General features: G+C 71.7%; 15 protein-coding genes. 11 read left to right on the top strand and 4 right to left on the bottom strand.

The genetic code is table 11. The features are described from left to right. Positions 1–17 precede the first annotated feature (17 nt). The 8 genes from P0084_RS06180 to cobJ all read left to right on the top strand — a co-directional run bounded on the left by P0084_RS06180 (position 18) and on the right by cobJ (position 9061). Positions 18–992, top strand: coding sequence for a VWA domain-containing protein (locus tag P0084_RS06180; RefSeq protein ID WP_308915949.1), 975 nt, complete (start codon positions 18–20; stop codon positions 990–992). Between the two features lie 175 nt (positions 993–1167). Further along, on the top strand, positions 1168–1881 hold the full coding sequence (locus P0084_RS06175; RefSeq protein ID WP_308915948.1) for a DUF3750 domain-containing protein: 714 nt from the start codon (positions 1168–1170) through the stop codon (positions 1879–1881). A 513-nt stretch (positions 1882–2394) separates the two neighbouring features. Then, entirely contained in the window at positions 2395–2583 is a 189-nt protein-coding gene (locus P0084_RS06170; RefSeq protein WP_308915947.1) for a DUF6732 family protein, read from the top strand. Further along, positions 2580–3794, top strand: coding sequence for a sirohydrochlorin chelatase (locus P0084_RS06165; protein ID WP_308915946.1), 1215 nt, complete (start codon positions 2580–2582; stop codon positions 3792–3794). The genes P0084_RS06170 and P0084_RS06165 overlap by 4 nt, the downstream gene beginning before the upstream one ends. Positions 3795–3930: 136 nt before the next feature. Next, complete coding sequence (locus P0084_RS06160) at positions 3931–4560, top strand: precorrin-8X methylmutase (RefSeq protein ID WP_308915945.1); 630 nt, start codon at positions 3931–3933, stop codon at positions 4558–4560. Positions 4561–5397: 837 nt separating this feature from the next. Continuing rightward, on the top strand, positions 5398–6603 hold the full coding sequence (gene cbiE, locus P0084_RS06155) for a precorrin-6y C5,15-methyltransferase (decarboxylating) subunit CbiE (protein ID WP_308915944.1): 1206 nt from the start codon (positions 5398–5400) through the stop codon (positions 6601–6603). Beyond that, complete coding sequence (cobI, locus tag P0084_RS06150; protein WP_308915943.1) at positions 6600–7295, top strand: precorrin-2 C(20)-methyltransferase; 696 nt, start codon at positions 6600–6602, stop codon at positions 7293–7295. Before cbiE ends, cobI begins: the two co-directional genes overlap by 4 nt. Then, complete coding sequence (cobJ, locus tag P0084_RS06145; RefSeq protein WP_308915942.1) at positions 7286–9061, top strand: precorrin-3B C(17)-methyltransferase; 1776 nt, start codon at positions 7286–7288, stop codon at positions 9059–9061. The genes cobI and cobJ overlap by 10 nt, the downstream gene beginning before the upstream one ends. A 5-nt stretch (positions 9062–9066) precedes the next feature. Here cobJ and P0084_RS06140 read toward each other — a convergent pair whose 3' ends face one another. After that, a complete protein-coding gene (locus tag P0084_RS06140; RefSeq protein WP_308915941.1) occupies positions 9067–9507 on the bottom strand; it encodes an SgcJ/EcaC family oxidoreductase in 441 nt (146 codons plus the stop codon). Positions 9508–9524: 17 nt separating this feature from the next. Between P0084_RS06140 and cobM the strand changes: the two genes are divergently transcribed. The 3 genes from cobM to P0084_RS06125 all read left to right on the top strand — a co-directional run bounded on the left by cobM (position 9525) and on the right by P0084_RS06125 (position 11667). Next, positions 9525–10292, top strand: a complete 768-nt coding sequence (gene cobM, locus P0084_RS06135; protein WP_308915940.1) for a precorrin-4 C(11)-methyltransferase — start codon at positions 9525–9527, stop codon at positions 10290–10292. A gap of 144 nt (positions 10293–10436) precedes the next feature. Beyond that, positions 10437–10745, top strand: a complete 309-nt coding sequence (locus P0084_RS06130; protein WP_308915939.1) for a hypothetical protein — start codon at positions 10437–10439, stop codon at positions 10743–10745. A 67-nt stretch (positions 10746–10812) separates the two neighbouring features. Then, positions 10813–11667: a D-amino-acid transaminase gene (locus P0084_RS06125; RefSeq protein ID WP_308915938.1), complete on the top strand. Its 855-nt coding sequence runs from the start codon at positions 10813–10815 to the stop codon at positions 11665–11667. Here P0084_RS06125 and P0084_RS06120 read toward each other — a convergent pair. The 3 genes from P0084_RS06120 to P0084_RS06110 are packed head-to-tail and all read right to left on the bottom strand — an operon-like array spanning position 11664 to position 13019. Continuing rightward, positions 11664–11948, bottom strand: coding sequence for a hypothetical protein (locus P0084_RS06120; RefSeq protein ID WP_308915937.1), 285 nt, complete (start codon positions 11946–11948; stop codon positions 11664–11666). The genes P0084_RS06125 and P0084_RS06120 overlap by 4 nt on opposite strands. Then, positions 11948–12256 (bottom strand): DUF1244 domain-containing protein, encoded by a 309-nt coding sequence (locus P0084_RS06115; protein WP_308915936.1) that lies wholly within the window; start codon positions 12254–12256, stop codon positions 11948–11950. Before P0084_RS06115 ends, P0084_RS06120 begins: the two co-directional genes overlap by 1 nt. After that, the gene (locus tag P0084_RS06110) at positions 12249–13019 is read right to left on the bottom strand and encodes an N-formylglutamate amidohydrolase (RefSeq protein WP_308915935.1); all 771 of its coding nucleotides are present in this window, start codon (positions 13017–13019) and stop codon (positions 12249–12251) included. The genes P0084_RS06115 and P0084_RS06110 overlap by 8 nt, the downstream gene beginning before the upstream one ends. Positions 13020–13069 lie beyond the last annotated feature (50 nt).

Here is a 13069-nt window from a genome sequence, read left to right as displayed (position 1 = left end):
GTCATGAGGGTATATCCATGAAGAAGCATTTCATCGCGCTCGCGATGCTGGCGGTCGCGTCGCCGGCCGCGGCACAGGACGTTCAACTCTTCGCTCCCGGGGGCGGCCTGACATTCGGCGTGGGCGACCAGGTCACGGTCACGGGGCAGGCCTCCGACGGCGTGCTCAGCGCCGATCTGGACCTGACCTTCGTGCTGGATTCCTCTGGTTCGATGCGCCTCACTCAGAACGTGGGTGGTCAGACGATTTCCCGCCAGCAACTGCAGGCCACTGCGGCGAAGACGGTCGTGGCGGGCCTGTCGGAGGGCAGCACCATCTCGCTCGTCGAGTTCGACAGCAACGCTAACAACGTGTTCGTCGACACGGTCCTGTCGCAGGGCACCATCGGCGACATCAACGCGGGCATCGACTCCGTCGACGCGAGCGGCACGACGAGCATCGCCTCCGGCCTGAATAAGGTCGTCGACAACACCGTCGAGCAAGGCGACCGGGTCCTCCTGTTCGCCGACGGCGGCGGCGGCGGTACTTTCGCCAACAACGCGGCCAGCCAGATCCTGGCCAGCGGCGGCATCGTGGACACGGTCGCGCTACCCGGCGCCAGCGTCAACGCGCTATCGGCCATCGCCAATGCCGGCGGCGGCACGTTCTACGACTTCCGCTCCAACCCGGACGATATCGCCAACATCCTGCTCGGTGGCGGCGGCGGCGGCCTGAACGGTGTCACGAGCGTCGTCGGAACCTTGCCCGACGGCAGCGCCACTAACCTGACGTTCAACGCCTTCGGCGGGTTCAGCCTGCCGCAGTTCGAGATCGCGGAAGGCGACAACGTCTTCTCGGTCGTCGCCTCGTTCGACGGCGGGCAGATGCTCACCGCGTCGCTGACGCTGGTGGGCGTGCGGGACGGCACCCCGGTGATCCCGCTGCCCGCCGCCGCCTGGCTGCTGCTGGCCGGCCTGGGCAGCCTGGCCGTCCTGCGCCGCCGCGCCGCCTGACCGCGCGGTCGTGATCCAAGGGGAAGGGGCGGTCCGGCGGGCCGCCCCTTTTCGCATCCGCTTGCCCGTTCCCTCCACCGATCACGGATCCGACAGGACGCGATGCCGCCCTTTCGCCGCGGCGCGGCACGACCCATATCGGGGTTCGATGATACGCCGCAGCCTCCGCATCGCCTTGACCCTGTTCCTCCTCCTCTTCGTCGTGCCCGTGCTGGCCTCCACCGCGTGGTGGGCGCTGCAGGACCGCCCGCGGCATTGGAACGACGCCGATTGGGGCCCGTCCGGCGTGCTGCCCGCCGCGGCGCAGGTGGCGGACGCCACCATCCATGTCATGACCGCGCGGACGGGGGGCTGGAAGGGCGCCGTGTCGGTCCATTCCTGGATCGTGTGGAAGCGCGCGGGCGACCGGCGATGGACGCGTCACGACGTGGTGGGCTGGGGCAACCCGGTGCGGCGCGACGGCTATGCCCCCGACGCGCGCTGGTACTCCAACGACCCGGTGATCCGCGCCACCGTCACGGGCGCGCAGGCCACGGCGCTGATCCCCCGGTTGGAGGACGCGGTCGCGGCCTATCCCTGGTCGGCGCGCGGCGCGTACCGCATCTTCCCCGGCCCCAACTCCAACACCTTCGTGGAGCATCTGCTGCGGGAGGTGCCCGAGATCGGCACCACCCTGCCGCCGCATGCGGTGGGCAAGGACTGGCGCGGCCCCGGCCTGCGCTGGGGCCGCGACCCGGGCGGCGACCTGCACGTCTCCGCCTGGGGCCTCCTCGGCCTGTCCGCCGGCCCCCGCACGGGGCTGGAGCTGCAGGCCCTGGGCCAGACCTTCGGCATCGACTGGCGCCGCCCCGCCCTGAAGCTGCCCGGCATCGGGCGGGTCGGGGTCTAGAGGACGCCACCGCCGACATGGCGACCTTCGCCGGGGCCGACATCGGTTCGACGACCTGCGGATCGGAACCGCCGCCGAGATCTCGGACGATGGAAGGGACTCGGATCCATGAGCCTGATGACCATTCGTCTTCCCGGTGCCACGCATGACCGACTGCGCGCGCTCGCCCATGCGCGGGGCACGAGCCTCGACAAGGTCATCGAGGACTTGGCCACCCCCGCGCCGACGGAGCGTGACCGGGAAACGCGGTTCCGGACCCGTGCCGCACGCGCGGACCGTTCCGCCGGGGCTGGCGCTCCCGGCTCGGCTCGACGGAATGGAAGACGGATAGCGTCGTCGTTCCACCGCTCCGCCATGTCGCTTCCGCCATTGCCCCCGCCGGACGGCCCCGCTAACCCCGGCCGGTGACGACGCGCCGCGGGGCGCCGGACAGGTGGACCGGGCAGGCCGACCCAAGCCGGGGGCCGCGCGCGGCATCGTCGGACGGCCTCCCTGCGCGCCACCGGGGGTGCCATGTCCATCGCATACCACTTGGGCCATATCGAACAGGCCGCGGGCCACGACCATTGGGTCGCGGGCGCCGTGATCGGGGCCGCCCTCGCGGCCGGGATCTGGGGCTGGCTGAAGAAGGACGACGACGCCCCGGAGGAGCCGGAGGGCGAGCCGCACGCGGAAGGCGACGCGGAGGACCAGCCCGCATGAGGACCGGCCTGATGATCTGCGGCCACGGCTCGCGCAGCCAATCCGCCGTGGACGAGTTCGCGACCCTGGCCACGAAGCTGCCCGCGCACCTGCCCGACGATTGGGCGGTCGAGTACGGATACCTGGAATTCGCCGACCCCGTGATCCGCGACGGTTTGGACAGGCTGCGGGACGCGGGCTGCGACCGCATCCTGGCCATACCCGGCATGCTCTTCGCCGCGATGCACGCCAAGAACGACATCCCCACGGTGCTGAACAGCTATGCCGCCGAGCACGGTCTGGACGTCAGCTATGGGCGCGAGCTTGGGGTGGATCCCAAGATGCTGGCCGCCGCCGCGGGCCGCGTCCGGGACGCCATCGCCGCCGCGGACGCGGCGTACGGTCCGGTCCCCCTGCACGACACCTGCCTCGTGGTGATCGGGCGCGGCGCCAGCGACCCCGACGCCAACGGCAACGTCGCCAAGATCGCGCGGATGCTGCACGAGGGCCTGGGCACCGGCTGGCTGGAGGTGGGGTATTCCGGCGTCACCTTCCCCCTGGTGGAGCCCTGCCTGCAGCACGCGGCCAAGCTGGGCTACCGCCGGGTCGTGGTGTTCCCCTATTTCCTGTTCTCCGGCATCCTGATCGACCGGATCTATGGGTTCACCGACCGGGTCGCCGCCGCCCATCCGGACATCGCGTTCGTCAAGGCCGGATACCTGGGCGACCACCCCCAGGTGCTGGAAACCTTCGCCGAACGCGCGCGCGAACTGCTGACCGACACGCCGCTGCCCAATTGCGGGATCTGCGGCTATCGCGACCAGGTCCTCGCGCTGCGCGACGGCCGCCACCATCACGTCGACGCGGCCGGGCGGACCCATCCCGCCTTCGGCGCGGTCCCCCCCGCCACCTGCGTCCTGTGCAAGTACCGGGCCGCCGTCCTGGGGTTCGAGGGCGAGGTCGGCTCGGTCCAGGAGAGCCATCACCACCACGTCGAAGGGCAGGGAGCCAGCGCGCCCGGCTCCAACGTCGCCGACTGCACGCTCTGCGACACGTTCTGCACGGGCCTGTGCCGGCTGGAGATGCAGAAGGGCCACCACCACCACGGGGACGGGCATCACCACCACGGCCATTCCCACGATCACGACCACCACCACCACGCCCACCCCGAATACCCCCATGCCGACCACCCCCACGGCCCCGAATCCGCCCGGCGGAGCGTGAAGGCATGAGGACGGGTGTCCTCGGAACGGCCGCCGGTGCGGTCATCCCCGGGCTCGACTTGGAAACCTCCGACCACCAGCGCGACATCGCGCGGGGTCCGGAAATCGGGCTCGGGGATGACGCGTCCCGTGCGACGTTCCCCGCATGAGGCCCTATCTCACCGACCCCGCGGCGATCTACGCGGCCTCCTTCGCCACGGTCCGCAGGGAAGCGAACCTCGACCGCTTTCCGTCCGACCTGACCGAACTCGTGGTCCGCGTGATCCACGCCTGCGGCATGGTCGAGATCGCCGACCGCATCGCCTTCGCCCCGGATGCCGCCGCCTCCGGCATGGCGGCCCTGCGCGCCGGCGCGCCCGTCTATGCCGATTGCGAGATGGTGGCGTCGGGCATCACCCGCCGCCTCCTGCCCGACGCCGCCGACATACGCTGCACCCTGAACGATCCCCGTATCCCCGCCATGGCGGCGGAGCAGCGCACCACCCGTTCGGCGGCGGCCGTGGATCTGTGGGACACGGACGGCGCCGTCATCGCCATCGGCAACGCGCCCACCGCGCTCTTCCGCCTGATGGAGCGCATCGACGACGGCGCCCCGCCGCCTGCCTGCATCCTGGCCTTCCCCGTGGGCTTCGTCGGCGCCGCGGAATCGAAGGCCGAACTCGCGACCACGCCCCGCGCGCCCTTCGTTACCCTACGCGGCCGCCGCGGCGGCTCCGCCATGGCGTCGGCGGCGGTCAACGCGCTGGGGATCCTGGCCGCCGGGGGCGAGCAATGACTCGTCACGCGCCCGGCACGGAACGCCGCCGCATCGCAACCCTGGCGCAACGTACGGTGCCGATATGCCCGCGCGTATGCACGGGGGCGAAGGACCGGTCCCCGTCCCGCCAAAGGCGGGCCAGGATCGATGTCGGCGCCCCTATGGGGCGACGGGACGGGACGGTCCGGGGGACCGGTCCGAGGTCCGCAGCGCAGGCCGCCCGAGCGGCCCGCCGGACCACCCCCCGCACGGAACGCTCGTTGGATGCAAGACCCGCGCAACGCACGGTGCCGATATGCCCGCGCGTATGCACGGGGGCGAAGGACCGATCCCGCAGGGGCGGGACGGTCCGGGGGACCGTCCCGAGGTCCGCAGCGCGGGCCGCGCGAGCGGCCCGCCGGACCACCCCCCGCACGGAACGCTCGTTGGATTCAAGACCTGCGCAACGCACGGTGCCGATATGCCCGCGCGTATGCACGGGGGCGAAGGACCGATCCCGCAGGGGCGGGACGGTCCGGGGGACCGTCCCGAGGTCCGCAGCGCGGGCCGCGCGAGCGGCCCGCCGGACCACCCCCCGCACGGAACGCTCGTTGGCTTCAAGACCCGCGCGACGCACGGTGCCGATATGGCTGCGCGTATGCACGGGGGCGGAGGGCCGGTCCCGCAGGGGCGGGACGGTCCGGGGGACCGTCCCGAGGTCCGCAGCGCGGGCCGCACCGGCGGCCCGCCGGACCACCCCCCGCACGGAACGCTCGTTGGCTTCAAGACCCGCGCGACGCACGGTGCCGATATGGCTGCGCGTATGCACGGGGGGTGTACGGGGGGTGTACGGGGGGTGCATGCGACGATTGGTCCATGTCTGACGGCCCCTGGCTCCACGTCGTCGGCATCGGCGAGGACGGTCTGGCGGGTCTGACGCCCGCCGCCCGGGCCATCGTCGAGGCGGCCGAAGTGATCGTCGGCGGCGACCGCCACCATCACCTGTCGGACGCCGTGACCGCGGACCGCATCGCCTGGCCCAGCCCCTTCGACGCCTTGATCGAACTGCTGGAATCCCTGCGCGGGCGCCGCGTCGTCGTGCTGGCCACGGGCGATCCGCTATGGTTCAGCGTGGGCGCCCGCATCGGCCGCGCCATCCCGCCCGCGCAGATCACGTACCACCCGCAATTGTCCGCGTTCCAACTGGCCGCGGCCCGCATGGGCTGGTCCATGGCCGACGTGGAGACCTTGACCGTCCACGGCCGCCCGGCCGAGCAGATGATCGCGTTCATCCAGCCCGATCAACGCCTTATCATCCTGACCACCGGCGCGGAGACGCCCGCCCGGATCGCCGCCTACCTGACCGAACGCGGCTTTGGCGACAGTTCCATGACCGTCCTGGCCAACATGGGCGGCGAACGGGAAGCGCGCTTCGACGGCACCGCCGCCGCCTGGGACCACGACGTGCCCCCGTTCAACACGCTCTGCGTCGACTGCGTGGCCGCCCCCCACGCGGCCCTGCTGCCCCGCGTGCCGGGCCTGCCCGACGACCTGTTCCGCCACGACGGAACCATGACGAAGCGCGAGATCCGCGCCGCCACCCTGGCCAAGCTGATGCCCATGCGCGGCGCGCTCCTGTGGGACATCGGCACGGGGTCCGGGTCGGTCGCCATCGAGTGGATCCGCGCCGCCCGGTCGGCCCGCGCCATAGGGATCGAGCCCCGCGCCGACCGCCGCGCCATGGCCGCCGAGAACGCGCTGGCCCTGGGCGCCCCCCGCCTGGACCTGCGCGACGGAGCGGCGCCCAAGTCTTTGGCAGGATTGCCTTTTCCGGATGCCATCTTCATCGGCGGCGGCCTGTCGGAACCCGTGGCCGACGCCGCGCTGGCGGCGCTGAAGCCCCTGGGTCGGTTGGTGTCGAACGCCGTCACGCTGGAATCGGAGGCCGTCCTGACGGCGCTGCACGCACGGCTCGGGGGCGATCTGGTCCGCCTGTCGGTGTCGCGCGCCGAACCCGTGGGCCGCTTCCGCGGTTGGCGTCCGTCGATGGATGTCACGCAATGGTCGCTGGTCAAGCGATGACCGGCACGCTCCACGGTGTTGGCCTGGGCCCCGGCGCGCCCGACCTGCTGACCCTGCGCGCCGCCCGCCTGATCGAATGCGCGCGCGTCGTGGCCTATCCCGCGCCCCTGGGCGGGGACAGCTTCGCGCGATCCATCGCCGCGGCGCACATCGCGGACGACGCGCGCGAAATCCGCATCGACGTGCCCATGACGACGGCGCGACAGCCCGCGCAGGCGGCCTACGACGCGGGTGCCGTGGCCATCGCCGAAGCGCTGGGGGCGGGCCATGACGTCGTCTGCCTGTGCGAAGGCGACCCCATGCTCTACGGCAGCTTCATGTACGTCGCGGCTCGTTTGCGCGACCGCTTCCCCGTGCGCGTCACTCCCGGCATCACCTCCGTCACGGCCTGCGCCGCCGCCGCCGCCTGGCCCTTGGCCGCGCGCGACGCGGTGCTGACGATCCTGCCCGCGACCCTGCCCGACGAGGACCTGCGCGCGCGCATCGACGCCGCCGACGCGGTCGCGCTGATGAAGGTCGGCCGCCACCTGCCGCGCCTGCGCGCGCTGCTGGACGGAATGGGCTTGACCGCCACCTACGTCGAACGGGCCACGCTGGACGGGCAGGTCGTCCGGCCGCTGGCGCAGGCTCCCGACCGCGCGCCCTACTTTTCCATGCTGCTGATCGCGAAGGGGGCCGATCCGTGGACCTGAAGCCCGTCGTCCTGGCATTGAACGCATCCGGCTTACTCACGGCGCGCCGCGTCGCCAACGCGCTGGGCTGCCCCCTGCATGGCCGCGAGGGGCGGACCGACGGCTGCGACGCGACATTCCCCGACGCGCTGGCGCATGCCCGCGACCTGTTCGCCGCGGGCCACGCCGTCATTGGAATCTGCGCATCGGGGATCTTGATCCGGGGCGTCGCTCCGATGTTGAACGACAAGCGGGCCGAATCGCCGGTCCTGTCGGTGTCCGACGACGGCGGCGTGGTGGTGCCGCTGCTGGGCGGCCATCGCGGCGCGAACCGGCTGGCGCGCCGCATCGCGGACGCCCTGGACGGGGTCGCGGCGGTCACGACGGCGGGCGACGTGGCGCTGGGCATCGCCTTGGACGAACCGCCCCCCGGCTACGTCCTGGCGAACCCGGACGATGCGAAGGGGGTCATGGCGGCACTTCTGTCGGGCGGCGGGGCGACGCAGACCGGCGAGCCGTTGTTCGATCTGCCTTTCGGCGACGAGGTGGAGATCTCGGTCACCGACGCCCCCGCGGAAGGGGGCCCCGCGCGGCTGGTCTATCACCCACGCCGCTTCGTGCTGGGCATGGGCTGCGCGCGCGACGCCGAACCCGCCGCCGCCTGGGCGCTGGCGAGCGACGTGCTGCGCGACGCGGACGTGGCCCACGGCGCGGTCGCCGCCGTGGCGACTCTGGACCTGAAGCTGGACGAACCCGCGCTGCAAGCGGTGGCCGCCGGCCTGGGCTGCGACCTGCGCGCCTTCACCGTCGCGGAACTGGCGGACATCGCCGTCCCCAACCCGTCCGACGTCGTCCTGGCCGAGGTCGGAACGCCGTCGGTGGCCGAGGCCGCCGCGGTCGCATGCAGCGGCGGCGTCCTGGTCGCCCCCAAGCGCAAGGCCGCCACCGTCACCGCCGCGCTGGCCCGAGCGGCCCTGCCCATCACCACGCCGGGCGGTCGGACCAGGGGGCACCTGTCCATCGTCGGCATCGGACCGGGCCAGGCCGCGTGGCGGACGCCCGAAGCCAGTCGCATGATCGCGGATGCGGACGAGCTGGTGGGCTATTCGCTCTACCTCGACCTGCTGGGCCCCCTGGCGGCGGGTAAGCCGCGCGCCAACTTCCCCCTGGGGGGCGAAGCCGATCGCTGCCGCCATGCGCTGGAACGGGCGGGACAGGGGGCCGACGTGGCGCTGGTCTGTTCGGGCGACGCGGGCATCTACGCCATGGCCGCCCTGGTCTACGAACTGATCGCCAAGGGCGAGGTGTCGGACGCCGCCCGCCGCGTCGCCATCGCCTGCGCCCCGGGCATCAGCGCGTTGCAGGCCGCCGCCGCCCGGGCCGGAGCGCCCCTGGGCCACGACTTCTGTGCCATCTCGCTGTCGGATCTGCTGACGCCCCGCGACGACATCGTCCGCCGCCTGCGCGCCGCCGCGGAAGGCGACTTCGTGATCGCGTTCTACAACCCCGTGTCCCGCCGCCGCCGGACCCTGCTGACGGAAGCCCGCGACATCCTGCTGGCCCATCGCCCGGCGGACACGCCCGTCGTGCTGGCCTCCAGTTTGGGCCGGCCGGAGGAGGAGGTCCGCTTCCGCCGCTTGGCCGATCTCGACGTGGACGAGGTCGACATGCTGACGGTCGTGGTCGTGGGGTCCAGTCGTACCCGCCTGGTCCGCACCGGCGACGGGATGCGCGTGTTCACGCCGCGCGGCTATGCCCGCAAGATGACCGGCGGGGACCTGGCATGACCGTTCTAGCGATAGTCCCCCGGCGACAGCCGGTCGTCTTGCGCCACCCGCGTCTCCGCGCCCGGCACGACGTCGGTGTTCTGCGCCGACACGGCCTGCCAGCCCCCGGACGTGCGTTCCAGCACGAAGGACAGGATGGTGGTGCGCGCCCCCGCCCGGCCCCCATCCGGCAACCGTTGTCCGGTCAACGCCATGCGGGCGTGGATCACGGCCACGTCGCCCAGGTCCCGCACCTTGACCCGCCCCGGCACCAACCGCGTTTCGGCGAAGAACGATCTCAGCGCATAGGAATGCGCCCGCGCGATGTCCGCCCGGTCCTCCCACCAGATGCCGACCACGTTCACGAAGTCCGCGTCCGGCGCGAAGAGCGCGGCCAGGGCGTCCCCGTCCCGCGCCATCCACGCGGCGACGAAGGCGGGCACGAAGGCGTCGGGGTCGTCCACCATTGCAGGGGAATAGCGCGATGACCGTCCATTTCATAGGCGCAGGCCCCGGCGATCCGGAACTGCTGACCCTGAAGGCCCAGCGCCTGATCCGATCCTGCCGCGTCTGTCTGTATGCCGGGTCGCTGGTGCCCGAAGCCGTCGTGGCCGAAGCACCACGGGACGCCCGCGTCCTGGACACCGCCCCCATGACCCTGGACGAGACCCATGCGGAGATCGTGGCCGCCCATGCGGCGGGTCACGACGTCGCCCGCGTGCATTCGGGCGATCCCAGTCTTTATGGCGCGGTAGCCGAGCAGATCCGCCGCCTGCGCGCCGACGGCATCCCCTTCGCCATCGTGCCGGGCGTGCCGGCCTATGCCGCCGCCGCGGCCGCGCTGGAGCAGGAACTGACGATTCCCGAGATCGCGCAATCCATCGTCCTGACGCGCATGTCGATGAAGTCCACCGGCATGCCCCCGGGCGAGACGTTGGAGAACTTCGCCCGCACCCGCACCACCCTGGCGATCCATCTGGGCATCCGGGCCCTACGCGAGATCGAGCGCGTGCTGATCCCCCATTACGGCGCCGACTGCCCCGTCGCGGTCGTCTACCGCGCGTCCTGGCCCGACCAGGCGATCCTGCGGGGCACCCTGTCCGACATCCGCGAACAGGTCCGTGCCGCCAAGATCACCCGCACCGCCCTGATCCTGGTAGGCCCCGCCCTGGGGGAGGTGGGCGCGTTCCGCGACAGCGCCCTCTACGACGCGGCCCGCCCCCACGTGCTGCGGCCCGTAGCGCGTGGATAGCGTCACGAAACGATAACGCCGGAGAGGGGATCGTTTTACTCAAGGGTGCGTTCCTTCCCCAAGACGACGGGATACGGGCGGATCGTTTACGGTATCCTGTCACACGTGCGTTCGTGTTATGGTTGTGGACGGGAGGATTCGGGCATGGCCGAGGGAACGGGAACCGGCACGGCGTTCGTGCGCACGCGCGCCGCGGCGGGGCTGGCGGTGCAGGTCGGCATGGACCGCTATCCGCTGCTCGCCTGCGACGACGCGGGGTTCGAGATCGCCTGCGACATCGCGCCCCGGCTGCCGGGCCACGTGCAGATCCACCAGGGCGGCCGCCTCGTCCGGTCCGCGTTGATCGTGATGGAACGGTCCAACGGCGCGTCGGCTCATTATGCCTTCAAGCGATCTACCCCCGCCCGCGCCGCGCCGCCGGCCGACTTCGCACCCGGTACCGACGTGCCATGACGCCGGCTTGACCCCGCCCCGCGGCCAGTCCCAAAGGGACGGGAACCGACCAACGAGGGGGCACGCGATGCGAACCGTATACGTCAACGGGGACTATCTGCCAGAAGACCAGGCGCAGGTATCGATCTTCGACCGCGGCTTCCTGATGGCCGACGCCGTCTACGAGGTGACCAGCGTCCTCGACGGCAAGCTGCTCGACTTCGATGGGCATTGCGCCCGGCTCGAACGCTCCCTGGGCGAGTTGGGGATGACCATGCCCGTCACCCGCGACGAGTTGCTGGACATCCACCGCCGGCTGGTCGCGGAGAACGCGGTGGAGGAGGGCGGCGTCTACCTGCAGATCACGCGGGGCGCGGCGGACCGCGACTTCGTGTTTCCCGCCGACGACACGCCGCAGACGATGGTGCTGTTCACGCAGTCGAAGCCCGGGCTTGCGGATTCCCCGTTGGCGGCGAGGGGCATGTCCGTCGTGACCCTGCCCGACCTGCGCTGGGGGCGGCGGGACATCAAGACGGTGCAGTTGCTCTATCCCAGCATGGCCAAGATGGAGGCGAAGGCGAAGGGCGCCGACGATGCCTGGATGGTCGAGGACGGGCACGTCACCGAAGGCAGCAGCAACAACGCCTACATCGTGACGGGCGACACCATCGTCACCCGCCACCTGGGCACGGAAATCCTGCACGGCATCACCCGTGCCGCCGTGCTGCGCCTGGCTCGCGAGGCGCAGATGAAGGTCGAGGAGCGGCCCTTCTCCGTCGAGGAGGCGGCGGAGGCGGACGAGGCGTTCGTCACCTCCGCCTCCACCTTCGTGACGCCGGTGGTCGCGATCGATGGGCGCAAGGTCGGCACGGGCGAGCCCGGACCCACGGCCAAGCGCCTGCGCGAGATCTATCTCGACGAAAGCCGCCGAACCGCGATCTAGCGGCGCAGCACGGTGCCGAACAGCCCACGACCCAGGGCGGACGTGATGATGGCCTGCCGTTCGGCGGCCGACTTGCGCGTGGTGTTCGTCACGGCGCCGTAGATCTGCACGACTTGGTTGGTGCTAAGATCGCGGACGTCGACGTCGCGGAACCCGTGCCGGGGCAGTTCCCGGTCGACGACCAGACGCATCTGCGGGACCGATTGGCCCTGGAACGTCTGTGCTGCCGCGGGCACGGCCAGAAGTGCCGCCATCGCGGCGGCCAGGATCATGCGGACCATCACGACGCGCCCTCCCGGGGGTGGCTGGCGTCGAAGGCGGCCTTCTGATCGGGGGTGGCCTCGCGCTGGTGCTTGGACCTCCACTCCGCGAACGGCTCGCCATAGAACCATTCGCGTGCCTCCTCCTTCGACCAGTCGATGCCCTCGGCCGCCGCCGCCTCCTGCGACCAGCGGGACAGGCAGTTCCGGCACATGCCCGTCAGGTTCATCATGTCGATGTTCTGCACGTCGGGCCGTTCGTTCAGAAGATGGTCGCGCAGGCGGCGGAAGGCCGCCGCCTCGATCCGGGTGCGTGTCGCGTCATCCATGCGTCGTCTCCTCCAGGTCGGTCAGGGCGCCCTGCAGGGCGGGCGCCAGGCGGTCGGCCCAGTCCCGCTGGCCCGCTTCCGTCGAGATGAGGTCGTTGCGCACCTCGATCAACACGTGGAGGCGTCCATGCCGCAAGGCATGGTGGTCCATCGAATCGCCGGGCAGGTCGCCGCGATAGGGCTCGTTGGCCCCCACCATCAGGTCGGGCTGCCGCCGCAGATGCGCGATCACGGGATCGGCGAGGCGGCGGTCGTCCGCGAACAGCACGCCCACCTGCCACGGTCTGTAGGGGCGGCCGCGCAGTTGCGGCGTGAACGAATGGACCGCGCAGATCACCGGATCCGCACGCGCCGAGAGCGTGTCGGCCAGCGCGGCGTGATAGGGGCGGTGGAAGGCGTCCAGGCGGCGTTCGCGCTCCGCCGCGTCGGCACGGCGGTTGGCCGGTATGATCGTCCCGTCGTACAAGCGCATCAGCAGGGTGGGATCGTCCTCCCCCCGGTTGGGATCGATCACCAGGCGCGAGAAGGTGGACTCGACGCACGGTCCCCCCAGGCGGCGGGCCAGCGCGCGGGCCAACCCGGCCGCCCCCACGTCGTACGCGATGTGCCGATTCATGTCGGCGGGGGGCAACCCCAGGTCGCCCCCGTTCACGGACCGGGGCACGGCGTTCGACGCATGGTCACAGGTCACCACCCATCGTCCCGTGGCGCGCGGGTTGGTGACGAGGAAGGCGGTTTCGTGATCGAAGGCGCGGTCGTCCATGGCTGTTGCGATACGGCAGGCCCCGCCCCGACGCCACCCCGCGGGCGCTT

The organism is Jannaschia maritima (genome assembly GCF_030973515.1).
Taxonomy (GTDB): domain Bacteria; phylum Pseudomonadota; class Alphaproteobacteria; order Rhodobacterales; family Rhodobacteraceae; genus Jannaschia; species Jannaschia maritima.
The sequence above is the reverse complement of the archived record's forward strand: the minus strand, read 5'-3'. Positions and strand labels throughout refer to the sequence as shown.